24 protein-coding genes are annotated in these 22,661 nt (G+C 59.8%); 11 read left to right on the top strand and 13 right to left on the bottom strand.

Going from position 1 to position 22,661, the window contains the following annotated elements; genetic code table 11:
* Nucleotides 1-10 precede the first annotated feature (10 nt).
* The 4 genes from QZ196_RS06940 to QZ196_RS06925 all read left to right on the top strand — a co-directional run bounded on the left by QZ196_RS06940 (nucleotide 11) and on the right by QZ196_RS06925 (nucleotide 4,633).
* Nucleotides 11-2,365 (top strand): TRAP transporter large permease subunit, encoded by a 2,355-nt coding sequence (locus tag QZ196_RS06940; protein WP_296425078.1) that lies wholly within the window; start codon nucleotides 11-13, stop codon nucleotides 2,363-2,365.
* A gap of 208 nt (nucleotides 2,366-2,573) precedes the next feature.
* Entirely contained in the window at nucleotides 2,574-3,266 is a 693-nt protein-coding gene (locus tag QZ196_RS06935; RefSeq protein WP_296425077.1) for a phosphatidylserine decarboxylase, read from the top strand.
* Nucleotides 3,267-3,269: 3 nt separating this feature from the next.
* Nucleotides 3,270-4,007 carry a CDP-diacylglycerol--serine O-phosphatidyltransferase gene (gene pssA / locus QZ196_RS06930; RefSeq protein WP_296425076.1) on the top strand — a complete coding sequence of 246 codons (738 nt, stop codon included), beginning with the start codon at nucleotides 3,270-3,272 and terminating at the stop codon, nucleotides 4,005-4,007.
* 2 nt (nucleotides 4,008-4,009) lie between these two features.
* Nucleotides 4,010-4,633, top strand: a complete 624-nt coding sequence (locus tag QZ196_RS06925) for a class I SAM-dependent methyltransferase (RefSeq protein WP_296425075.1) — start codon at nucleotides 4,010-4,012, stop codon at nucleotides 4,631-4,633.
* An 18-nt stretch (nucleotides 4,634-4,651) separates the two neighbouring features.
* Here the strand turns inward: QZ196_RS06925 and QZ196_RS06920 are convergent, their stop codons facing one another.
* The 3 genes from QZ196_RS06920 to QZ196_RS06910 form a co-directional block, all read right to left on the bottom strand.
* A complete protein-coding gene (locus tag QZ196_RS06920) occupies nucleotides 4,652-5,458 on the bottom strand; it encodes an arginyltransferase (RefSeq protein WP_296425074.1) in 807 nt (268 codons plus the stop codon).
* A gap of 102 nt (nucleotides 5,459-5,560) precedes the next feature.
* Nucleotides 5,561-5,998 carry an RDD family protein gene (locus QZ196_RS06915; RefSeq protein ID WP_296425073.1) on the bottom strand — a complete coding sequence of 146 codons (438 nt, stop codon included), beginning with the start codon at nucleotides 5,996-5,998 and terminating at the stop codon, nucleotides 5,561-5,563.
* Between the two features lie 69 nt (nucleotides 5,999-6,067).
* Nucleotides 6,068-6,493 carry a DUF2852 domain-containing protein gene (locus QZ196_RS06910; RefSeq protein WP_296425072.1) on the bottom strand — a complete coding sequence of 142 codons (426 nt, stop codon included), beginning with the start codon at nucleotides 6,491-6,493 and terminating at the stop codon, nucleotides 6,068-6,070.
* Between the two features lie 265 nt (nucleotides 6,494-6,758).
* Here QZ196_RS06910 and QZ196_RS06905 point away from each other — a divergent pair, with 265 nt between their 5' ends.
* Both QZ196_RS06905 and QZ196_RS06900 read left to right on the top strand, forming a co-directional pair.
* On the top strand, nucleotides 6,759-9,518 hold the full coding sequence (locus tag QZ196_RS06905) for a glutamine-synthetase adenylyltransferase (protein ID WP_296425071.1): 2,760 nt from the start codon (nucleotides 6,759-6,761) through the stop codon (nucleotides 9,516-9,518).
* The gene (locus QZ196_RS06900; RefSeq protein ID WP_296425070.1) at nucleotides 9,515-9,787 is read left to right on the top strand and encodes a hypothetical protein; all 273 of its coding nucleotides are present in this window, start codon (nucleotides 9,515-9,517) and stop codon (nucleotides 9,785-9,787) included. The genes QZ196_RS06905 and QZ196_RS06900 overlap by 4 nt, the downstream gene beginning before the upstream one ends.
* On the opposite strand, the gene eda is transcribed toward QZ196_RS06900, so the two are convergent.
* Together eda and edd are read right to left on the bottom strand one after the other, a co-directional pair.
* On the bottom strand, nucleotides 9,784-10,428 hold the full coding sequence (eda, locus tag QZ196_RS06895) for a bifunctional 4-hydroxy-2-oxoglutarate aldolase/2-dehydro-3-deoxy-phosphogluconate aldolase (RefSeq protein WP_296425069.1): 645 nt from the start codon (nucleotides 10,426-10,428) through the stop codon (nucleotides 9,784-9,786). The two genes, QZ196_RS06900 and eda, sit on opposite strands and share 4 nt — an antisense overlap.
* Nucleotides 10,429-10,514: 86 nt before the next feature.
* Complete coding sequence (edd, locus tag QZ196_RS06890) at nucleotides 10,515-12,320, bottom strand: phosphogluconate dehydratase (RefSeq protein ID WP_296425068.1); 1,806 nt, start codon at nucleotides 12,318-12,320, stop codon at nucleotides 10,515-10,517.
* Nucleotides 12,321-12,495: 175 nt separating this feature from the next.
* On the opposite strand from edd, the gene QZ196_RS06885 reads away from it, so the two are divergent.
* Genes QZ196_RS06885 through QZ196_RS06875 form a run of 3 tightly spaced genes read left to right on the top strand, consistent with a single transcriptional unit; the run spans nucleotide 12,496 to nucleotide 14,867 of the window.
* Nucleotides 12,496-13,053 (top strand): DUF6778 family protein, encoded by a 558-nt coding sequence (locus QZ196_RS06885; RefSeq protein WP_296425067.1) that lies wholly within the window; start codon nucleotides 12,496-12,498, stop codon nucleotides 13,051-13,053.
* Between the two features lie 57 nt (nucleotides 13,054-13,110).
* Nucleotides 13,111-14,319, top strand: a complete 1,209-nt coding sequence (locus tag QZ196_RS06880) for an RSP_2647 family RNA methyltransferase (protein WP_296425066.1) — start codon at nucleotides 13,111-13,113, stop codon at nucleotides 14,317-14,319.
* Nucleotides 14,316-14,867: an RSP_2648 family PIN domain-containing protein gene (locus tag QZ196_RS06875; protein ID WP_296425065.1), complete on the top strand. Its 552-nt coding sequence runs from the start codon at nucleotides 14,316-14,318 to the stop codon at nucleotides 14,865-14,867. Before QZ196_RS06880 ends, QZ196_RS06875 begins: the two co-directional genes overlap by 4 nt.
* Here the strand turns inward: QZ196_RS06875 and QZ196_RS06870 are convergent.
* The 6 genes from QZ196_RS06870 to QZ196_RS06845 all read right to left on the bottom strand — a co-directional run bounded on the left by QZ196_RS06870 (nucleotide 14,864) and on the right by QZ196_RS06845 (nucleotide 19,738).
* Nucleotides 14,864-15,556, bottom strand: a complete 693-nt coding sequence (locus QZ196_RS06870; RefSeq protein WP_296425064.1) for a M48 family metallopeptidase — start codon at nucleotides 15,554-15,556, stop codon at nucleotides 14,864-14,866. The two genes, QZ196_RS06875 and QZ196_RS06870, sit on opposite strands and share 4 nt — an antisense overlap.
* Before the next feature lie 69 nt (nucleotides 15,557-15,625).
* A complete protein-coding gene (locus QZ196_RS06865; protein ID WP_296425062.1) occupies nucleotides 15,626-16,813 on the bottom strand; it encodes a VWA domain-containing protein in 1,188 nt (395 codons plus the stop codon).
* Between the two features lie 3 nt (nucleotides 16,814-16,816).
* Nucleotides 16,817-16,987 (bottom strand): hypothetical protein, encoded by a 171-nt coding sequence (locus QZ196_RS06860; RefSeq protein WP_296425061.1) that lies wholly within the window; start codon nucleotides 16,985-16,987, stop codon nucleotides 16,817-16,819.
* Between the two features lie 13 nt (nucleotides 16,988-17,000).
* Nucleotides 17,001-18,347: a DUF2927 domain-containing protein gene (locus QZ196_RS06855; RefSeq protein WP_296425060.1), complete on the bottom strand. Its 1,347-nt coding sequence runs from the start codon at nucleotides 18,345-18,347 to the stop codon at nucleotides 17,001-17,003.
* Nucleotides 18,344-18,802 (bottom strand): GNAT family N-acetyltransferase, encoded by a 459-nt coding sequence (locus QZ196_RS06850; RefSeq protein ID WP_296425058.1) that lies wholly within the window; start codon nucleotides 18,800-18,802, stop codon nucleotides 18,344-18,346. Before QZ196_RS06850 ends, QZ196_RS06855 begins: the two co-directional genes overlap by 4 nt.
* 96 nt (nucleotides 18,803-18,898) lie before the next feature.
* Nucleotides 18,899-19,738, bottom strand: a complete 840-nt coding sequence (locus QZ196_RS06845; protein ID WP_296425056.1) for a MoxR family ATPase — start codon at nucleotides 19,736-19,738, stop codon at nucleotides 18,899-18,901.
* Nucleotides 19,739-19,918: 180 nt separating this feature from the next.
* Here QZ196_RS06845 and dksA point away from each other — a divergent pair, with 180 nt between their 5' ends.
* A complete protein-coding gene (gene dksA, locus QZ196_RS06840; protein ID WP_296425087.1) occupies nucleotides 19,919-20,341 on the top strand; it encodes an RNA polymerase-binding protein DksA in 423 nt (140 codons plus the stop codon).
* A gap of 1 nt (nucleotide 20,342) precedes the next feature.
* Complete coding sequence (locus tag QZ196_RS06835) at nucleotides 20,343-21,491, top strand: FAD-dependent monooxygenase (RefSeq protein WP_296425054.1); 1,149 nt, start codon at nucleotides 20,343-20,345, stop codon at nucleotides 21,489-21,491.
* 2 nt (nucleotides 21,492-21,493) lie between these two features.
* On the opposite strand, the gene QZ196_RS06830 is transcribed toward QZ196_RS06835, so the two are convergent.
* Both QZ196_RS06830 and xth read right to left on the bottom strand, forming a co-directional pair.
* Nucleotides 21,494-21,814 (bottom strand): hypothetical protein, encoded by a 321-nt coding sequence (locus tag QZ196_RS06830; protein WP_296425053.1) that lies wholly within the window; start codon nucleotides 21,812-21,814, stop codon nucleotides 21,494-21,496.
* Nucleotides 21,815-21,881: 67 nt separating this feature from the next.
* Nucleotides 21,882-22,661 carry an exodeoxyribonuclease III gene (gene xth, locus QZ196_RS06825; protein ID WP_296425051.1) on the bottom strand — a complete coding sequence of 260 codons (780 nt, stop codon included), beginning with the start codon at nucleotides 22,659-22,661 and terminating at the stop codon, nucleotides 21,882-21,884.

Below are 22,661 nucleotides of genomic sequence, written 5' to 3'. Positions count from 1 at the left end.
CGGTAAAGATATGCTTTTCGGACTAGATGGCGTCGAAATTGGCCTGATGATTGTTTTCCTGACGCTTTTTGCAGGGATTCTTTCGGGTTTTCCCGTGGCCTTTGCAATCAGTGGCTCTGCGGTGATTTCATTCGCGGTGATCGCGGCACTTGATAGCTCGGGCTATCTGATCCACATGGCGGTCGACACCGGATCTGCGGAATATCACGCGCTGGTGGATCAGGGGGTGAGGCCGGATGCGATATCGCTGTTCCGTAACCCTGATTTGCCGCGTTACGGCGAGGCGTTGTTCCCACAGGGCTGGGAGATGGCACTGGACCGCAACATCGGTTTCCTGGTGAACCGGATGAACGAACGCGTGCTGGCGGGGCAGTCGATTGAGACGCTGCTGGCCGTGCTGATGTTCGTGATGATGGGGATCGTGCTGGAGCGGTCGCGGATCGCGGACGAACTGTTGACAACGATGGCCAAGGTGTTTGGCCCCTTGCCCGGTGGTTTGGCCGTGTCGATCGTGATCGTGGGCGCGTTTCTTGCGGCCTCGACCGGGATCGTCGGCGCGACCGTGGTGACGATGGGTCTGCTGGCATTGCCGACGATGCTGAAGCACGGATATTCACCCGAGCTGTCGACCGGGATCATTGCGGCATCGGGGACACTGGGGCAGATTATTCCGCCGTCCATCGTGATCGTTTTGCTGGGGACGCTGGCGGGTGATCTGTATTCCGCCGCGCAAGAGGACCGTGCGCAATTGGCAGGTTGTTCGGATGCGCTGACGTATCTGGGCGAGCCTGCGGTGGTATCGGTCGGGACGTTGTTTCAGGCGGCATTGTTGCCCGGTATCATGCTGGCCGTGCTTTATGCAGCTTACGCGTTCGGCTTTGCGCTGCTGAACCCATCAAAGGCGCCAGCGGTGCAATTGGGCGATGGCGCGCGGCGGCGTGCGACGCCCCCGCGCAACGGGTTGACGTGGTTTCTGGGTGTGCCTGTTGGCTTGATCGCATTGACGATAGCGCTGGGGCAGGTCGGTGTTGTGGGCAGCCAGTCGGTGATTGTGGACAGCTTTACAGATTCCGGTCAGACGGCATCTTTGCGGACCCGCGTTGGTGAAGACTGCCAAGCGGCGATGATCGCGTTGCATGGAGAAGAGGCGTGGGCACAGGCCATGGCCGAGCAAACCGCGATTGATGCCGCCGGTGGCGTGGCCGAGGCCCGCGCGCTGTCGGTCGAAGAACGCACAGCGCTAGTGTTGGAGCGTGTTGCGGCGGCGCCTGCCATTGGCAAGGGCATTGCGGTAACTGCATTGTTCATGGGGCTGATGCTGGCGATTGCCCGCGGCGTTGCGCCCTATGAAGCGCCTACGCCGCTGATCGTGGGCACGGTCGGTGTCGGCCTTTTGCTGCTTGCTGATATCTTGTTGATCGGCCCGTTGACATCGCCGGGCACGACCACGCTGTTGATCGCCATTCCGCTGATTGTTGCATCCTTCGGGTTGCGGCGTGCGGCGGGGTATCTGGCAGGCAATGAAATTCTGCGGGTGGTTTTTCCACCCTTGGTATTGATTGTGGCGGTGCTGGGTTCGATTCTTGGCGGGATTACCAACCCGACACCTGCTGCGGCATTGGGCGCCGGTGGCGCGATCCTGCTGGCGGCCTATCGCAAGCTGAATGATCAGGGCAAATCCGGTCGTATGGTGCTGCTGACCGCGGGCGCGATTATGCTCATGCTGATCATTGGGGTCAATTTTGACATGCGTCTGGGGCAGGAAGTCGTGCTGCTGGAAAACCGCATTGCCTATCTTGCGGCGTTTGTCTGTTTCTTGTTTGCTATATACGGGCTGCTGTGGTGCTGTGCGGTGCTGCTAAAAGGCGGGGTGCTGGCGCCGGTGGTGCGCGAGACGGCGAAGGTGACATCTATGGTGTTCACCATTCTGATCGGCTCGCAGCTTTTGAACCTTGTCCTGATTTCGTTCGGAGGCGAGCATTACATCCAACAATTCCTGCGGTCGTTCGACAATGAACTGGCCGTGTTTCTGCTGGTGATGCTGGTGCTGTTCCTTCTTGGCTTCGTTCTCGACTTTTTGGAGATTATCTACATTGTGATCCCGATCGTCGGTCCGGTGATCTATGGCGGTACGTTTGATCCAAAGTGGGTGACGATCATGATCGCGGTGAACTTGCAGACATCGTTCCTGACGCCACCGTTTGGGTTTGCGTTGTTCTATCTGCGCGGAGTCGCGCCCAAATCCATCACAACCGGACAGATCTACCGTGGCGTGATGCCGTTCATCGGTATTCAGCTCGCGGCGCTGTTGCTGCTGTGGATGGTGCCAAGCGTTGTGACGATCGTACCCAACCTGCTGAAATAACGCTTTGGGCGATGACGGCGCGTTGAGTTTGGCCACAAGTGACGAATGCGGCGCCGATACCGGGCGCCGCATTTCATTGTGCGCCATCGGCGTGCCGGAATAGTCGCCCTTCGCCTGCGAAGTGTCTTGTTTGTTTGACTAATCGCGTTGCTTGTTCTGGGCATGTCGCGGTATGGAGTGGGGGCGACATGAGGGGGTAATCTGAACGATGACAATGCTGGGCACATTCATTAAACCGATGCATCCCGAGGGGCGCAAGTTTGTGGCAATATTTGCGGCAATTTCGGTGATTTCGTATCTTGTACTGCCATTTCTAGGCTGGATTGGTGTTGGATTAACTGTCTGGTGCTATTACTTTTTCCGTGACCCGCAGCGGACGACGCCGACCCGCGAGGGGTTGATTATCAGCCCGGCAGACGGCGTGGTTTCCCTGATTGAAAAAGCCGTACCACCCGCCGAGCTGGGTATGGCCGACGCCCCGCTGACGCGCGTCAGCGTGTTCATGAATGTGTTTAACTGCCATGTGAACCGGGCGCCGATCGCCGGAAAGGTCACGGCGGTCGCGTATCGCCCCGGTAAATTTTTCAATGCCTCGCTGGACAAGGCAAGCGCTGACAATGAGCGGAATTCGCTGTGTATCGAAATGGCGGATGGCCGACAGATTGCCGCGGTCCAGATTGCCGGGCTGGTCGCGCGCCGGATTGTCTGCTTTGTGACGACGGGCGCGGCGCTTGATACCGGGGAACGCTTTGGTCTGATACGGTTCGGGTCGCGGGTGGATGTTTATCTGCCCGATGGTGTTGCACCGTTGGTCACGGTGGGGCAGGGGACAATCGCGGGCGAGACGGTGCTGGCTGATCTGACCTCGCAGGAACAGGCCCGTCAGGGGCGGACGGCATAAATCATGGCACAGGACCCACAACCGAAGTCCGAAATGCCGATTATCTCGCTGCTGCCGAATGTTCTGACGCTTGCTGCTATTTGCGCGGGTCTGACCGCGATCCGCTTTGGATTTCACGGGGATTATGCGCGGGCGGTCTTGTTGATCGTCTTGGCAAGCGTGCTTGACGGGGTTGATGGCCGCCTTGCCCGTCTGCTGAAATCCGAAAGCAAGATGGGTGCCGAGCTGGATTCGCTGGCGGATTTCCTGAACTTCGGGGTCGCCGCGCCGCTGCTGCTGTATTCATTTGCCTTGCAGGATATGCGCCGCGCAGGCTGGATCGCCGTGCTGGTGTTTTCGGTCTGTTGCGTCATTCGTTTGGCCCGTTTCAATGTGCAAAGCAAAGAGCCGAAAACAGAAGCGGCATCGCAGTATTTCGTCGGCATACCCGCGCCCGCAGGTGCCATGCTTGCCATGCTGCCGATGTTTGTGTCATTTTTGGTGGCAGATGGGCCGGTCGTTCCGGCTGAATTGGTCGCGCTTTGGATGGTCATCGTCGGGTTTTTCATGATCAGCCGTGTCCCGACGTATTCGTTTAAGATTTTGACGATTTCGCGCAAGAATGTTCGGTTTTTTCTACTGGGAGCGATGGTGCTGATCGCGGCATTGTTTTCATACCTTTGGGTGACGTTAGTGGTATTGGATTTGGTCTATATTGCCGGGGTCCTATGGGCTTGGCGCACTTACGCAAAAAAGGATTAATCATGGATATCAACGCTGTCAGCATCTCGTACGCCCGTTGGGCCCCGGTTTATGACAAGACGTTTGGTGCGGTGACAAATGTGGGGCGCAACCGCACAGTCGATTATATCAATACACAAGGACCGAAGGTTTTAGAGGTGGGTGTTGGCACCGGGCTTGCGTTGCGCGGATACGCCGCCGAGATGGAAGTGACAGGCATTGATTTCAGTGACCAGATGTTGGCAAAGGCCAAAGCCAAGGTCGCGGAACAAGGCCTGAAGCACGTCAAGGAACTGCGCCAGATGGATGCCCGCGACCTGGATTTTCCCGACAACAGTTTTGATACGGTTGTGGCGATGCACATCATGTCCGTGGTTCCAGAGCCAGAGCGCGTCGTGGCCGAAATAGCGCGGGTCTGCAAACCGGGTGGCAAGGTCGTGATCACCAACCATTTCGCGCGCAGTCATGGTTTTCTGGCTTTGATCGAGCGGATCACGGCGCCTTTGGATAACCTGCTTGGCTGGCATTCGGATTTTGAAATGGATCGCGTTTTGGGCGACGAACGCCTGACCGTTGTCAAACGAAGCGCGTTTCCGCCGCTTGGAATGATGACGTTTCTTGTTTTTGAAAAGAAGGAGGCTGCGTGAGATCGCGCGCCTTGCTGTTTAGCTGCGCCCATCGGGCAGATTGATCCGCGCGACCTGTTCTGAGATGGGGTCGGTTGCCAGCGGGCGGGTGCTGGCGTCGTAGATCGCGGGGTCAGACAGCGCGGTCCATTGATCGGCGCGGTAAACCTCTAGTCCGGCAAAGTTCGCTTTGTATCCCATTTTGGGGCTGCCGGGGACCCAGTAGCCAAGATAGACGTAAGGCAGGCGCAGTTCGCGGGCGATCGCGATGTGATCAAGGATGATATATGTGCCAAGCGATAGCTTTTCCAACGCTGGGTCAAAGAAGGAATAGACCATCGACAGCCCGTCATCGAGGATATCGGTCAGGCAAACGGCCTGCAGCATGTCGCTGTCGGTATATTCGATCAGGCGCGAGCGGATCGGCGTTTCTTCGACCATGGCCGCAAATTCGAACATATCCATGTCCGCCATGCCGCCGGTGGCGTGCCGCCCATCAAGGTATTCGCGGAATAGTGCGTATTGTTCTTCTGTGGCCCAAGGCGATGTTGCCCGCCGTTTTAGATAGGCCGCCCGTCTGGTGACCCGCTTTTGGCTGCGACTGGGGGTGAATGCGGCCACGTTGATGCGGGCTGACAGGCAGGCCGAACATTCCGCACAAGAGGGCCGATAAAGCACGTTTTGCGACCGTCGGAACCCTTGTTTGGAAAGGGAATCGTTCAGTTTTGTCGCCGTATCGCCCTGCAAGGCCGTGAACAGCTTGCGTTCCATCCGGCCCGCAAGATACGGGCAGGGCTGCGGCGCAGTCACGTAGAACTGAGGTGCAATAGGCAGCGTATGGCGCATGGGTCGGTCCGTATGGTTTCCCAAAGCTTAACAAGCGATTTCGCAGTCGCCAAGCCCCACGTTGCACGAAGGGTTAATCGGTTGGCGCCGGGCAACGGTCGATTATTTGTTCAGTGCGACCGTTCCCAGCAGATGATCGGTCAAGCCCTGCTTGCGCGCGCTGAACAGCATCATCACGATCGAAACCAACTGCAAGGGCGTGATAGCGACGCTGACCGAATAGCCAAGGGTATGGAGGAATGCGGTGCCCGATTCCAGATGCGCACCGCGCGCGTCGCGCAGTTCGATCCCGGCCAGGCGCATCCCCCACGTCGATGAATGGCCAGAAATCGTGAACCAACGGTAGAGAAAGCCGACGACCAGCATCATCGCCGGAAAGAAAAAGATGCCGGTGAAGGCGGTGAACGGCAGGATGATCACGCAAAAGATGCCGATCAACATCACGTCGATCAGCCACGCGACACCCCGTTTCAAGGGCACCCCGTCATAGAACTGCGGATATCGTTGCGGGTCGGGTAGGGCGGTTTCGAGGTGGATCATGGAAAACACTCTGGTGATTGGGCCGTCAGGTGGCCGTGGTTGCCACCTGACGGGAACATGGGCGGGACGTTAGGCCGGCGCATCGCCAACGGCGTCGGTCTTGGACATATTGGCGCGATCATTCATGAACTGGTCGAACTCTGCCTTGTCCTTGGCATCGCGGAGGCGCTTGAGGAAGGCTTGGAAGTTGTCCTGCTCTTCTTCGAGGCGGCGCAGGGTTTCCTGCTTGTAGGCATCAAAGGCGCTGTTACCGCTGGATTGGCCGATGTGGCGGGTGCGGGTCATTGTTTTGCAGGATGATTTAAACATGCGTTTGCTCCAGATCATATAGGCAAGAAGGGCGAGGCCGATGGGCCAGAAAAAAATGAGGCCCAAGACCATGGCGGCGATCCATGCGCCTTTGCCACGTGCATCAAGCCAAGCCTCGGCGCGGGCGAAAAACCCAAGGCGATGGTCGCTATTGGCCATCATGGATTGGGTGGTTGCGGTGTTCATTTCGGGTCTCCTGATCTGTTGTTGTCTGATGTGAATGCCTTTCACATTGACAGATATCGGCGTCTTGCCGGTTTCCTTCAAGGGGTAATGTAAATGTTTCTTACATTAACTTTTAATTAGTATTAAAATCAATGTCTTGCGTGTTCTGTGCCGTTGGTGGCGTGGCCTGTCTTCTGCGGGGGCAGATGATTTACATGTGATTTTTGATGATTGTTCGCGGCGGGTTCCGATTGACCATCAGACGCGTGCGGATCACTGTGATGTCATGACATTTGCAGCCCGTATCACCCGTTGGCCCAACGCATTTGACCCCGGCAGGGGCGATGATGCGCTGACCCATGTACCCGGCGCGGCACCTGCGGTGGCTGCTGTGATCCGGGGGGCGGCGGGGTGTAGCCCCTATCTGGCCGGACTGATCGCGAGCGAAAAAGACTGGGTGATGCCAGCGCTGGATGATCCCGAAGCGGCGGTGTCGACTCTGTTGGCGGCATTGCTCGATGTCGCGCTTGATCAACTGCCCATACAATTGCGGGTCGCCAAGCGGCGCATTGCGCTACTGACCGCACTTTGTGATCTGGCGGGGGTTTGGCCGCTGGAGGTGGTCACGCAGGTGTTGACCGATCTGGCTGATATGGCTGTGCAGTGCTGCATGACAGCGCTCGTCGCTGCAGAAGTCACGCGTGGCAAATTGCCGGGGGGGGATGATCCGGCGGCAGCGGGGGGCATGGTCGCGCTGGCCATGGGCAAGATGGGCGCGGGAGAGCTGAATTATTCGTCCGACATCGACCTGATTTGTCTGTTCGACGAAACCCGGTTCGATCCCGACGATTATCACGACATTCGTGCGGCATTCATTCGCGTAACGCGCCGGATGACAGCGATATTGTCGGATGTGGCGGCGGGCGGCTATGTGTTTCGGACCGATCTGCGGTTGCGTCCTGATGCGTCGGTCACGCCGGTCTGTCTGTCAATGGAAGCGGCAGAGCGATATTATGAAAGCGTTGGGCGCACATGGGAGCGGGCGGCCTATATCAAGGCGCGCGCCTGTGCCGGTGATTTGGTGGCCGGCGCGCGGTTTCTGGAGACGCTGCGCCCGTTTGTCTGGCGCAAGCATCTGGATTTTGCAGCGATTCAGGACGCCCACGATATGCGCCTGAAAATCCGCGATCATAAGGGGCTGCATGGGCGGCTGATCCTTGAGGGTCACAATATGAAGCTGGGCCGGGGCGGGATCCGCGAGATCGAGTTTTTCACCCAGACCCGGCAGTTGATCGCAGGGGGGCGGGACCCTTCGCTGCGGGTGCGGGGCACGCGTGAAGGGTTGGTGCGACTGGCGGCTGCTGATTGGGTGCCACAGGCGACGGCGGACACGCTTTATGAGCATTACCGCAATCACCGCGAGGTCGAGCATCGGTTGCAGATGATCAACGATGCCCAGACCCATCAATTGCCGAACGATGGGCCGGGGTTTACGCGGTTGGCGGCCTTTATGGGGGTGGATGTCGCCAGTTTGCGGCACGATCTGACCGACCGGCTGGAGCAGGTGCATGAATTGATCGAGGGGTTTTTTGCCCCCGAACCCGCAGCACCTGTGACGTCGGACTGGGGGGCAGACGTGACGGCCCGCTGGCCGACCTATCCCGCCTTGCGATCCGCGCGGGCAAGCGATGTCTTTAAACGGCTGGCCCCGGAGATCATGACCCGCCTGCAAGAAGCCGCAAAACCCGAAGAGGCATTGGCGCAGTTCGACCGGTTTCTGGCTGGGCTACCGGCGGGCGTGCAGCTGTTTTCGCTGTTCGAAGCCAACCCGCAACTGACCCGATTGATCGTCGATATTGCGGCGACGGCCCCGGCGCTGGCGCAATATCTGTCGCGCAATGCAGGGGTGTTTGACGCGGTGATCGGGGGCGCGTTTTTCGACCCTTGGCCCGGTGTGGCGGATTTGACCCGCGGGTTCAGCGGCATTTTGGCGACGACCGACGATTACGAGGCACAGCTGACAGCCGCGCGTCGCTGGGCCAAAGAGTGGCATTTTCGGATCGGGGTGCATCACCTGCGCGGTTTGATAAATGCCCAGACCAGTGGTCAGCAATATGCCGATCTGGCCGAGGCGGTGATCGTTGGGTTGTGGCCCGTCATTGGTGCCGAATTTGCCCGCAAGCATGGGCCAATGCCGGGACGGGGCGCTGTCGTCGTCGGGATGGGATCATTGGGGGCTGCGCGGCTGAATGCCGGGTCAGATCTTGATTTGCTTGTGATTTATGACGCGGCGGGTGTGGATACGTCGGAGGGGCGGCGCCCCTTGGCGACGCGGACCTATTATGCGCGGCTGACGCAGGCGCTTGTCACCGCGCTGAGCGTGCAGATGGCCGAAGGGCGCTTGTACGAGGTCGATATGCGGTTGCGCCCGTCGGGGCGGCAGGGGCCGGTTGCGACGTCATTTGACGCGTTTCGCGATTATCAGCTGACGCAGGCCTGGACGTGGGAACATCTGGCGATGACGCGGGCGCGGGTGGTGGCCGGACCCGCACCGCTGGCCGCCGGGTTCGAGACGTTCCGTCAGGATCTGTTGGTGGCAAAGGGCCGGGGCGCGGCTGTCTTGGCCGATGTTGCCGCCATGCGGGCGCGCATTGCGGACGCGAAGTCGCCGCAGGGCGCGTGGGATGTCAAGATCGGCCCGGGACGTTTGCAGGATATCGAGCTGTTCGCACAAGCCGCAGCCCTGCGCGCAGGCCATCCGGCGCGCGATGTGGCCGCACAATTGGTGGCCGGTGTCGCGGATGGCTGGCTTGATGCCGCTGACGCGAGGGCGGTGTCGGATGCGTCAGGTCTTTTCTGGCAGGTGCAGGCAGCGGCGCGGTTGTTGACCGGTGGCCCGCTTGACCCAGATGCGCTGGGTGAGGGGGGGCGTCGTTTTGTCTTGCGTGAGACGGGGTTTGACCGGATGGATATGCTTTTGGCGACAATGGTGGCAAAGGCGCATGCCGCAGAGGCGGTGATCAGCCGCATGTTGAAAGAGCGATGATGCACAAAGACCCACGCGACCCAAAGGGGCTGATCCGCGAAGCCTATCGCATCGAGGGGATCACTGTCGGGGAATGCCGGTCAATTTTCCTTGATTGGGCGATGAGCCTGCCGGCGACCGCAGACAGCAAGACGGCTGTTCAGGTCTTGCTGACGCAATATGCCGATGCGCCGCAGGATCATCCCATGACCCAGACCCTGCGTGCGGGTCTGGTCGATATTGGTCCTGCGCGCCGCAAAGGTGGGCGGCGGGCAAGGTTGGACACTTAACCCCGTGGCAGTTGGGATGCTTGTGCGGCCAGTGCCGTAATGCCAGCCCAGTCACCTGCGCGCACCTTGTCATTCGGAGCTACCCATGATCCGCCGACGCAGAGCGTGTTGGACAGCGACAGGTATTCATGCGCGTTTTTCAGGCTGACGCCGCCGGTGGGGCAGAATTTGACCTGCGGGATCGGTGCGCCAATGGCCTTGAGGGCCGCCGCGCCGCCGTTCGCTTCGGCGGGAAAGAATTTTTGCACCCAGTAGCCGCGTTCCAGCAGGCGCATCGCCTCGGAGGCGGTGGCGATGCCGGGCAGAAGCGGCAGGTCGTTGGCTTCGCAGGCATCGAGCAACAGATCGGTGGCGCCCGGCGACACGCCGAAGGTGGCACCGGCGGCTTTGGCGGCTTCGACGTCCTTGGGGGTCAGCAGCGTCCCTGCACCCACGACACCGCCGGGCACGGCGGCCATTTCGCGGATCGCGTCAAGGGCGGCGGGGGTGCGCAACGTCACTTCTAGCGCCGGCAGACCGCCTGCGATAAGGGCACGGGCGAGATCGGCGGCTGTGCTGGCATCGTCGATCACCAGGACAGGGACGACTGGGGCCAGCAGGCAGACTTTGGCGGCGGCAGCTGAGGCATCTTGCGGGGTCATGAAGTAGTCCTTGGATAGTGCGGGAGATCAAATTTCCAGAAATTTGATGCGCGCCGCGCGGGAGTATTTGGAGACATAAGAAGCGATTACACCACAACACCGGCGCCGTCAGCGGACAGGCCTACGGATTGGCGGAAAACCTCGAACAATTCGCGACCAACGCCTGTGCCATTGCCCGACAGATCGGCCGTGGCGGCGGTGCGCATGGCAAGGTCAACGCCGATCACATCAATGCTGCCTTTGGTCGCGTCAAGGCGGATGATGTCGCCGTCTTTGATCCGGGCGATCGGGCCATTGTCGGCTGCTTCGGGTGAGACGTGGATCGCGGACGGTACCTTGCCCGAGGCGCCGGACATGCGCCCGTCAGTCACGAGCGCCACCTTGAGGCCGCGGTCCTGCAATACGGCAAGCGTCGGTGTCAGCCCGTGCAATTCGGGCATCCCGTTCGATTTCGGCCCCTGAAAGCGGACCACGATGACCGTGTCCTGGGTGAATGTGCCAGCCTTGAAGGCGTCTTTTACGGCTTCCTGGGTGTGGAAGACGCGTGCCGGTGCTTCGATGATGTGCCGTTCCTGCGCAACCGCCGAGGTCTTGATGACGCCGCGCCCGAGGTTGCCGGACAGTTGTGTCAGGCCACCGTGGGCATGGAACGGATTATTGGCAGGGCGCAGGATTTTTTCATTGAGCGATTTGCCGGCACCTGGCGCATAGGTGACCCGCCCATCGGCGAGTTTGGGTTCCTGAGTGTAAAGTTCCAGCCCGTCGCCGGCGATGGTTTTGGTATCGTCATGCAGCAATCCGGCGTTGAGGAGTTCACCGATCATGAACCCCAAGCCGCCTGCCGCGTGAAAATGGTTCACGTCCGCCAGACCGTTGGGGTAGACTTTGGCCATCAGCGGCGTAATTTCGGAAAGGTCGCTGAAGTCCTGCAGGTCCAGGATGATCCCGGCAGCCCGTGCCATTGCGGGCAGGTGGATGACCAAATTGGTCGAACCACCCGTCGCCATCAGCCCGACGAGGCCATTCACAAACGCCTTTTCGTCAAGGATGTCGCAGACCGGGCGATAGTCATTTCCGAGTGCCGTTACTGCCAGCGCGCGTTCGGTGCCGGCAACGGTCAGCGCGTCGCGCAGAGGCGTGTTTGGATTGACGAACGACGCGCCGGGCATGTGCAGCCCCATGAATTCCATCAGCATCTGGTTGCTGTTGGCTGTGCCGTAGAACGTACAGGTGCCGGGCCCATGATAGGAGGCCATTTCGGCTGCCATCAGTTGGTCGCGGTCTATTTCGCCGGTTGCGAATTGTTGGCGGATCCTGGCCTTTTCATCGTTGGGCAAGCCCGATGTCATCGGACCTGCGGGCAGGAAAATGCCGGGGATGTAGCCAAAGGTTGCCGCAGCGATTACCAGACCCGGCACGATCTTGTCGCAAACGCCGAGATAGATGGCGGAATCAAAGACATTGTGGGATAGCCCGACCGCCGCAGCGAGCGCGATGACATCGCGCGAAAACAAGGACAGCTCCATGCCGGTCTGCCCTTGGGTCACACCGTCGCACATCGCCGGGACGCCGCCTGCGACCTGTGCGGTACCGCCAGCCGCGCGGGCGGCGGCACGGATCAGGTCGGGATAGCGTTCGAATGGTTGATGCGCCGACAGCATATCATTGTAGGCTGTGATGATCCCGACGTTGGGGTTTGGGCCGTCGGTCAGCGCCGCCTTGTCATCGCCCATCGCGGCATAGGCATGGGCCTGATTGCCGCATGTCAGGTGCGATCGCCGTGGCCCTTCGGCGGCGGCGCGTGCCATGGTGTCGAGGTATTTTCGACGCGGCCCTTCGGAGCGGGCGCGGATACGGTTGGTGACGGCGGTAATCGTTGGATGAAGTGGCATTGGGTCCTCGTCGTGGTTTGGCGGCATTGTAGCAGCATTTGTTAGCGCTAACAAGTGACGCGCTGATTCTAGCTGGGCTATATGGTGACAAGTAACGCAGGCCGGTGTAATCACGGCGCGTCAGGCGGGCGGCACTGCAGCCAGACATCACAAGCGCTGTGAAGGGTGGAGTATGATGGCAATCCGGTTTTTGATTATGTTTATGGCCCTGATCGGCATGGCGGCATGCGATGCGCCCGCAAAGAATCGGGTCGGCGCGTTTGAGGTGCCCGTGGCACGTTCGTATGCCCTGCAAGGCATCACATTTACCGCATCACCGGACCTGCGTGTATCGGAAAGTGATGGTTTCTATCCGAGGACTGATGTCGTTTGGCGGGGGGACCCTTTGGGCCCGCGTATTGCGCAGATTGCGGCCCTGTTTGAAACAGCGGCTGCGCGCAACAGGGCCGTGCTGAACGGGGACGTTCCTGTCGTTGCCGATATCACGCTGCTGCGCTTTCATGGTGTGACGAACCGGACGCGATCCACGGTTGGAGGCGTTTATAACATCATCTTCATGATGACGGTGCGCGATGCGCGCAGTGGCGCGGTGATCGAGCCGGCCCGCCGGATCGTCGCCAATCTTCGGGCTCCGGGCGGGCGCGAGGCCATTAAGCTGGACGATACGGGCCAGACAGAGAAGGTGCGTGTGACTGATTTTCTGACCTCTGTGTTGCGCAGTGAACTGCTGTAGGCGCAAGCCTGCAACAGACACTTCCAACGGCGCGAAATTGAATATAGGAGAGCGGGCATGAATATACCTGTCCCCCCCGCTGAACTGCCTGTTGTTCGATTAATCCCCAAGGCCGAGGCGCGTGCGATCCGCCACGGCTTTCCTTGGGTCTATGCAAATGAACTGGTCACGGACCGGCGTACCCGAGGGCTTAAGCCCGGCGCGCTTGCCTTGCTGGAAGATGCGGGGCGTCAGTCGCTTGGTCTTGTGGCTGTCAATCCGACGTCGAAGATCATCTGCCGGATGCTGGACCGTGATCCCGAAGCCGTGATCGACGAGGCATGGTTTGCCGCGCGCTTTGCGCGGGCGCTGGCACATCGCGAACGGCTGTACGATGCGCCGTACTATCGTTTGGTGCATGCCGAATCGGATGGGTTGCCGGGTGTGATTGTGGACAGGTTTGGCGATGTGGCTGTGGTGCAGCCGAATGCCGCGTGGGCCGATGTGCTGATTGCGCCTCTGGTGGCTGCATTGGTCGCGGTGACGGGTGTGACCACCGTTGTGATGAACGGGACGGGGCGTGCGCGTGCGCTCGAGGGGTTGGATGAACGGATGGAGGTCCTGCAAGGCGCGGCCCCGACCGGCCCGATTGCGGTGCCGATGAATGGTGCGACCTATATGGCGGATGTCATGGGTGGCCAGAAGACAGGGTTGTTTTTCGACCAACGCCCGAATCACGCGTTTGCGGCAAGGCTGTCCAAGGGCGCGCGGATGTTGGACATGTTTTCGCATGTGGGCGGCTTTGGGCTTGCTGCGTTGGCGGGTGGGGCAGGGTCGGTTCTGGCTGTCGATGGGTCTGCACCGGCGTTGGAGCTTGCGATCAAAGGTGCCGAGGCGATGGGCGTCGCTGACCGGCTTGAGACGCGCAAGGGCGACGCCTTTGATGTGCTGACCGCATTGGCCGAAGAAGAAGCCCGTTTCGATGTGATCATCTGCGATCCGCCGGCGTTTGCGCCATCGCGGCAATCTGTCGAAGCGGGGTTGCGCGCGTACGAGCGTGTTGCGCGGCTTGCCGCGCCGCTGGTCGCGGATGGCGGTTATCTGGGGCTGTGTTCGTGTTCGCATGCCGTTGATTTAACCAAGTTTCGCAACGCATGTTCACGCGGGATCGGGCGGGCCGCGCGGCGTGGGCAGATCATTCACACCGGGTTTGCAGGGCCGGATCATCCGTTGATGCCGCATTTGGCCGAAAGCGGATATCTCAAGGCCGTTTTCTACCGCCTGTGAGAGTTCTGATAGACGCATGCGTGCTGTATCCAACGGTGATGCGCGAGGTTCTGCTGGGCTGTGCGGCTGCGGGGTTGTTTCAGGCGCGTTGGTCGCCCCGCATCCTTGAGGAATGGGCGCGGGCCGCAGCAAAGCTGGGACCCCAAGCCGAGGTGTTCGCGCGTGGCGAAGTGGCCACACTGCGCCGTCTGTTCCCGGATGCGGCGGTGATCTACGACACCGGATTAGAGCAACGGTATTGGCTGCCGGATGCGGCGGATATTCATGTCCTGACGGCGGCGGTTGCGGGGTCGTGCGACGCGATCCTGACGATGAACGCCAAGGATTTCCCACGCAATATGTTGGCCGATGAGGGCCTGTTGCGGCTTGATCCCGATGGGTTCGCCCTGCAATTGCTGGAGACAGAGCCGGAGATCGTTACCCCAATTGCACAGGGGGTGCTGGCGGAGGCACGGCGTTTGTCCGATCTGGACTGGACCATGCGCCGCCTGATGAAAAAGGCCCGGTTGCCGCGTTTCGCCAAGGCGTTGGACGCGCGATTGGCCTAGGGGCTGACGCGCCACTTTGCTTCGTTCGCCTCGATCGCGGCGATGCGTTGCGGGGTTTTGGGATGGCTTAGCATCCATGCTGGTGGTGTCGCCCTGCCGCCCGCGCCGGAAAGCGTATCAAGCTTGGTGAACAGCGATTTTTGCGGGCCTGTGCCGATCCCTGCTTTGACCAGCAGGGCCGAGGCATAAGCGTCTGCCTCGAACTCATCGCCGCGCGACAGGCGGGCGGCCAATAGGGTCATCAGCATATTTGCAATCCACGGACCGATGCCGGGCAGAAACCGATTAAGAACCATCGCAATCGCGGTGCGCATCGCGTTTTGGCCAGAAAAATCAATCATCCGGCGGCGTGAATGGCCCAAGGCGACATGCCCCAGTTCATGCGCGATGACGCTTGCCATTTCTTCGGAGCTGACTGCTCCTTGGCGATATTTGTTGAAAAACCCACGGGTGATGAAAATACGGCCATCGGGTGCGGCTAACCCGTTGATTGGGTCAATTTCATAGATATGCACACGGATGCGGTCGATATTGAGGGCCTGTGCCATGCGATTGGTCAGCACCTGCAGGATAGGATCGGCCAGTTCTGTTGATTTTTCATCAAGGTCGCGCGACATCCGCCAGACGGAAAATCGGTACATGGCAAAGCCGTACAGCACGGCAAACACGATGGGGGCAAAACGTATCATGCCCCTAATATGGGGCGGATCCGCGCAGCAACAAGGTAAATTGCGCCCGGTCTGCAAAAGATCCGGCGTTTAACGTGCCAGCGTGCGAATGCCCCGGCTGATCCCATCAAGGGTCATGGGCACCATGCGGTCGGCGCCGAAAATTTCTTGGATCATCTGGGTCGATTGGGTGTGGGGCCAGTGGCGTTGTTCGGCGGGATTGATCCACAGATGGCCGGGCCATTGTGCACAGGCACGGTTCAGCCAGATATGGCCCGCCTCTTGGTTCCAATGTTCATTGGCGCCACCGGCAAAGGCGATTTCATAGGGTGACATGCTGGCGTCACCCACAAAGATGCATTTGTAGTCTGACCCATAGGTGCGCAGGATGTCCCATGTGGATGTTTGCGCATCCCAGCGGCGGCGGTTGTCGCGCCACACGCCTTCGTACAGGCAGTTGTGGAAGTAGAAGTGTTCAAAGTGTTTGAATTCGGATTTTGCGGCGCTGAACAATTCCTCGACCACTTTGACGTGGGGGTCCATTGATCCGCCAATGTCGAGAAACAGCAGGACCTTGACCGCATTGCGCCGTTCGGGCCGGGTTTGCACATCAAGATAGCCGTGTTCGGCGGTGGCACGGATCGTGCCGTTGAGGTCAAGTTCTTCGGTTGCCCCATCGCGGGCCCAGCGGCGCAGGCGTTTCAGCGCCACTTTTATATTGCGGGTGCCCAGTTCAACTGTGTCGTCAAGGTTGCGGAATTCGCGTTTGTCCCAGACTTTTACCGCGCGTTGATGGCGGCTTTCATTCTGGCCAATCCGCACGCCTTCGGGGTTGTAGCCATAGGCGCCAAACGGGGATGTACCCGCCGTGCCGACCCATTTTGAGCCGCCCTGATGACGCCCCTTTTGTTCCTCAAGCCGCTTTTTGAGGGTCTCCATGAGCTTGTCAAAACCGCCCATCGCTGCAATTTCGGCTTTTTCTGTTTCGGTCAGATGCTTTTCGGCAAGTTTTGCCAACCAGTCGGCGGGAATGTCGATGGCGTTCATCACGGCCTCAGAGGGGATCGCATCAAGGCCCTGAAAGCTGGCTGTGAAGGCGCGATCGAATTTGTCGATATGGCGTTCGTCCTTGACCATAGTCGTGCGGGCCAGAAAATAAAACGCCTCGACGTCGTAGGTGGCAAGGCCGGCCTTCATGCCTTCGAGAAACGACAGGAATTCGCGCAGCGACACCGGGACCCCATGCCTGCGCAGATTGTCGAAAAATGGCAGGAACATGGATCAGGTATAGCTGCGTTCGATGAAGATCAGCACGAATAGGCCGATCAGCCCGAAGATCACGGCAAATGCTGCCCCCCATTGCAGCATATCAGCGAATTTCCCGCCGCGCATCTTGGCCCGAAAAGCGCCGAATATTGCGCCGATTAATATGCCTGTCAGTGGGTAAATCATAGTGCGACCTTTATCAGCTTGGCGGCGTTTGCGGTGTGAGAAAGGCGATTTCATTGAGCCTGTCGATCACCGCCTCGCGGCTGCCAAAGCCGTACCGTGCCCATCCCAGACTGTCCAGCCGCAGGGCCATGCCTGCGTCGGTCTGCCCCTGCAGATCCAGCGCTTCGGCTTTGAACATCATCAACAGCGCCGTCAGCGCGGCGTTTTGGTGGCGCTGTGCGATGGGAATCGCTTCGTCGGTGATGGCGATGGTGGCTTGGGCATTGCCGGAAGTCAGGGTGAAGGCGGCAAGCTGCACCGCGATGTGGGCGGCGTGGATGTCTGTTGTGGGGCTTTGGCGGTAGACCCGGTTGGCGGTGTTAAAGGCACCAAGGGCGAGGCTGGAATCGTTGCCCAGTTGCAGGCGGCCATAGGCATAGTTTGCAAAGCCTTCGCGTGGGCCGGTCCAGCCCAATGTGCGCCCGATCTCGATGGCGCGTGCGGCGGCCTGTCTGCGGCCATTGTCCGAGGTGCCATCGGTCAGCGCAATTTCCATCGCCGCAATCCAGACGCGCGAAGTGTCGCTGGGGATTTGACCGCCGCTGCGCTGCCCGCGTGGGTTCATGCGGGCAAGGATACCGGGCAGGCGGCTGGCGACTTCGGATTTGGTCATGCCGTTGCGCAGTTCCGGGGCGTAGTAAGCCCGCAGGATCAGCATATCAAAGCCGGTCAGCACAGCCTGAATATTGTCATCGTTGAAAACGGAATCGGGCAGGCGGTAAAGGTCGTTGAGCGGGCCGAGCGCCTGCGCCAGTTCTTCGTGCAGGCAGTCGCGGATTTCCTGCGGGGCGACGTCAGAGGGCACAAAGATCGCCGCCCTTTCGCGCCGTTGCAGGGTCCCCCAGTCAAGCGCGGGGGTATTGCGTGCCGTGCGTAGTTCATCCCAGTTGCGTACGCGGGGCACCACGAAACAGGCGGCATTCGGCGCCACCCGCTGCAGGGTGCGGTTGGGGATGGCTTCGATTGTGATGCTTGCCTGTGCCGCGTCCGTCATGCGGATATCAATCTGGGCCTCGTTGCGCAGGCGGGCCAACAGGCCGGTCAGGTCCGCGACCAGCGTCTCAGAGACATTGCCCGCGACACGCACGGTCACGGGTTCGTCAAACCGGGTGAAAATGGGCAGTTCGCGCCCGTTTTCCATCCGAAACGCCAGATCGAGAAAGTCAAAGGCAATTTCCGAATTGGGCCGCAGCGCGGGTCCCGGGCTTTGGGCGACAAAGCTGCGCATTTCAGGTAAATCGAGCCTGATCGGCGCCGGCCTGTCGGGCTGGGTTGCGCAGGCTGCCAGCAGTGACAGCGCGAGGGCGGCAAGGCGCTTCATGAAGGTCTCTCGTATTTGATGAAGTTGGTCAGTTTGCCAACGCGATCATAAAGCTGGCGCCCGGTGGTGTTGTCGTCTTGAGTCAGCCAGTAGACGGTGGGCGCACCGGCGGTATCGGCGGCGGCATAGACTGCTTCGATCAGTTGCCGGCCAACGCCGATGCCGCGCACCGATGGGTCCGCGAACAGGTCTTGCAGGTAGCAGACGCTTTCGATGCGCCAGCAGTGGCGGTGAAACAGGTAGTGGGCCAGACCAACGGGCATGCCGTCCCGTTCCGCGATCAGGCAGTGAAAATCATGATCATCCCCGCCCAAAAGCCGCGCAAACGTCGACGCATAGACCGCGTCAGGGCGCGTGGTCTTGTAGAACGCCAGATAATCAGTCCACAGCACGCGCCACGCGGTTTCATCGCCCGTGCGCAGCGGTCTGATGGTTGTCGGCGTTTGGTTGGTCATGCGGATCTGCCTTTGTGATGCCCCATGACAGTACCGCGATCGAGGGCGGTGACCAGTCAATTCGCCGTGCGCTGTCGTCCAGAAAATGCGCGTCGTCTAGCGCCCTGACCGGGCCATGAAGGCCAGCCGTTCAAACAGATGCACGTCCTGTTCGTTCTTCAAAAGCGCCCCGTGCAGTTTGGGTAGCGCGTTCGCACCGTCGCGTTTGAGGTCCTCTGGGCTGAGATCTTCGGCCAAGAGCAATTTGAGCCAATCAAGCACTTCGGAGGTCGAGGGCTTTTTCTTGAGGCCTGCGGTATCGCGGATTTCGTAGAATTGGGTCAGTGCGGTGGTCAGCAGCGCATCTTTGATTCCGGGGTGATGAACGGCCACGATCCTGCGCATCGTGTCCATGTCGGGAAACCGGATGTAGTGAAAGAAGCAGCGCCGCAGAAACGCATCGGGCAATTCCTTTTCGTTGTTGGATGTGATGATCACGATGGGGCGATGGATCGCCTTGACGGTCTCGCCTGTCTCGTAGACGTGGAATTCCATCCGGTCGAGTTCCTGCAACAGATCGTTGGGAAATTCGATGTCGGCCTTGTCGATTTCATCAATCAGCAGCACGACCTTGCGGTCGGCGCCAAAAGCCTGCCACAGCTTGCCCTTTTTGATATAGTTGGCGACGTCGTGCACCCGTGCGTCACCCAGTTGGCTGTCGCGCAATCGGCTGACGGCGTCATATTCATAAAGCCCCTGTTGGGCCTTTGTTGTCGATTTGATGTGCCATTCGATCATCGGCAGGCCAAGGGCGGTGCTGACTTGCCGTGCAAGTTCCGTTTTGCCGGTGCCGGGTTCGCCTTTGATCAGTAGCGGGCGTTCAAGGGCGACTGCGGCGTTCACCGCCATGGTCAGGTCATCGGTTGCGATGTAGCTGTCGGTGCCGGTAAAATGCATGGTCGTGTGCCTTTTGTATTTCGCAGCAACCTAGCAGGTCACGGCAGATCATCAACACCCCGCCCACAGGCCAAAACAGGGGGGTGACACTGACCGATCTTAAGAGTAAACCCGCGCAAAATTGGGTTCTGACGCAGGGTTGCTGGCCCAAAGATGCGTAAGAGATAAAAGGGTATGAGAATGAAAGCCGAAGTGTTTTTGCCAGACGAGTATCGCCCCGTTGACGACGAACCGTTCATGAATGAACGTCAGATCGAATATTTCCGGCGTAAGCTATTGAACTGGAAAGCAGAGCTTATGGAAGACAGCCGCGACACCGTCGCCGGTATGAAAGACCAGACCCGCAATATTCCCGACGTTGCCGACCGCGCATCCGAAGAAACCGATCGTTCGCTGGAACTGCGCACCCGTGACCGGCAGCGCAAACTGGTGAGCAAGATTGATGCGGCGCTGCGGCGCATCGACGAAAACGAATATGGCTATTGTGAAATTACAGGCGAACCAATTTCGCTGAAGCGGTTGGATGCGCGGCCCATTGCGACCATGAGCCTAGAAGCGCAAGAACGCCATGAACGCCGGGAGAAGGTGCATCGCGACGACTGACATGTGGCATAACGCAGGCCGAAACGTCGCCATTATTGGCGGCGGTATCGGGGGGCTGACCGCAGCGCTTGCGTTTGCGCGCCGCGATGCGCATGTCACCGTTTATGAACAGGCACCCGCATTAAGTGGAATTGGCGCCGGTTTGCAGATCACCCCAAATGGCGCGCGTGTCCTGAACCGGCTTGGCCTGACCGACGCTTTGGCGGCTACCGGCGTGAAAGCTGCCGCAGTCGTGCCGATGGACGCGCTGAGCGGACGGCAGTTGGCGCGCTTTGATCTGGGCGGCCAAAACCCAGCCTACCGATTTTGCCACCGTGCTGCATTGATTGACCTGCTGGGCCGGGCCTGTGCCGCCAATGGTGTGCAGGTCGAATTGGGTAGTCGGATCGCGGCCTTTGGGCCGGACGGATCGTTTCAGACCGCAGCCGGTCGCGTGAAACCGGATTTGACCATCGGTGCCGACGGATTGCATTCGGTGGTACGTGGACAGATCAGCAAGCCAGCGCCTGCGTTCTTTACGGGGCAGGTGGCGTGGCGGGCGATGATCCAACTGCCTGACGCAGAGCCGATCGCGCGCATCTGGATGGCACCGGGGCGGCATGTCGTAACCTATCCGCTGTCCAAGGGCCGTCTGAATATTGTCGCGGTTCAGGCACGCAGCCAATGGGCGCAAGAAGGCTGGCACAATCCCGATGATCCGGGAAACCTGCGCGCGGCGTTCGCTGATACCGGGTGGGAGCTGAAAAGTATTCTGGGGGCCGTGGAGGACGTGAACCTGTGGGGGTTGTTCCGCCATCCCGTTGCGGCCCATTGGCGGGCCGGGTCGTATGCTATTTTGGGCGATGCTGCCCATCCGACCCTGCCATTCCTGGCCCAAGGCGCGAACCTTGCGATTGAGGACGCGTTTGTGCTGGCCCGGTGCTGCAATGAAAACGCATCGCTGGATGTTGGATTGGCGGCCTATCAATCAGTGCGGCGGCCACGTGTCGTGCGTGCCATCGCGGCGGCCAATGCCAATGCGGTGAACTATCACCTGTCAGGCATGAAACGCCGTGTCGCGCATGCGGGGCTGCGCGTGATGGGCCGCGTCGCGCCGGACGCGTTTGTGAACCGCCTTGGCTGGCTTTACGATCACGACGTCACGGCCTGACGCTACCAATTTCGGCTGGCCTGGTTGGTGACGTTTTCAAGCACGGTGTGGCTGCGCCAGTCGACCCGGTAAATGTCATCCTCGATCCGCATGTAGACCCAACCGTCGCTGACGCTAGGCAAACCATAGTAGCGGGCATTCATCAACATCGAATAGGCACCGCGTTCCAATATATCGCCAATTTCGACGGGGCCGGGACCTGGGGTCGATGGCTGCGGGACCGACACGCAAGCGGTGCCCGCGACTGCGATCCGGCATTGGGCGCTGGCAAGGGTTGGCAGGAGGGCCACCATCACGGCGGCACAAATCAGGTTATCGCGCATAGCTTTCATACTCCTTGCGGACACAAAACGTTTGCTCGACGAGTGTTATCAGTGATATTTGGGGGTGCTATGCGGCAAGATCAACCCAGACCGGGACGTGATCGGATGGTTTTTCCCGGCCCCGCACGTCGGCTTCGATCCAGCAGGTGTTCAAAAGGTCGGCGCATTGCGGGGTCAGCAAAAAGTGGTCGATGCGAATTCCGTTGTTTTTCTCCCATGCGCCAGCCTGATAATCCCAGAACGAATAATGACCTGATCCGGGTTGGCAGGCGCGGAAGGCTTCGGTGAAGCCAAGGTTCTGGATGCGCTGGAACGCGGCGCGGCTTTCGAGACGAAACAGGGCATCGTCTCGCCATGCATCAGGACGCTCGGCATCTTCGACCTGTGGAATAATATTGTAATCCCCGGCCATTAGCGCGGGTTCTTCAAGTTTCAGAAGATCCTGCGCGCGGTGATACAGCCGTTCCATCCACGCCAGCTTATAGTCATACTTTGGCCCCGGCGCTGGGTTGCCGTTGGGCAGGTAGAGCCCGCAGATGCGAACGGCTTTTTCGCCGACAACGGTCGCCTCGATCCACCGTGCCTGTTCATCGGCGTCGTCGCCGGGCAGGCCACGGCTTACGTCCTCAAGCGGGAGTTTAGACAAGATCGCGACGCCGTTGAACCCTTTTTGACCATGGGTCTCGACGTTGTAGCCCTTGTCCTCGAAAATCTCGCGGGGGAAGTTTTCGTCGATTGATTTGATTTCCTGCAGGATCGCCACGTCGGGCTGGGTGTCATCAATCCAATCGGACAGCGCCGTGATCCGCGCTTTGATGCCGTTGATGTTGAATGTTGCGATTTTCAT

The sequence above is a fragment of the Yoonia sp. genome (genome assembly GCF_017854565.1).
GTDB lineage: Bacteria > Pseudomonadota > Alphaproteobacteria > Rhodobacterales > Rhodobacteraceae > Yoonia.
The sequence above is the reverse complement of the archived record's forward strand: the minus strand, read 5'-3'. Positions and strand labels throughout refer to the sequence as shown.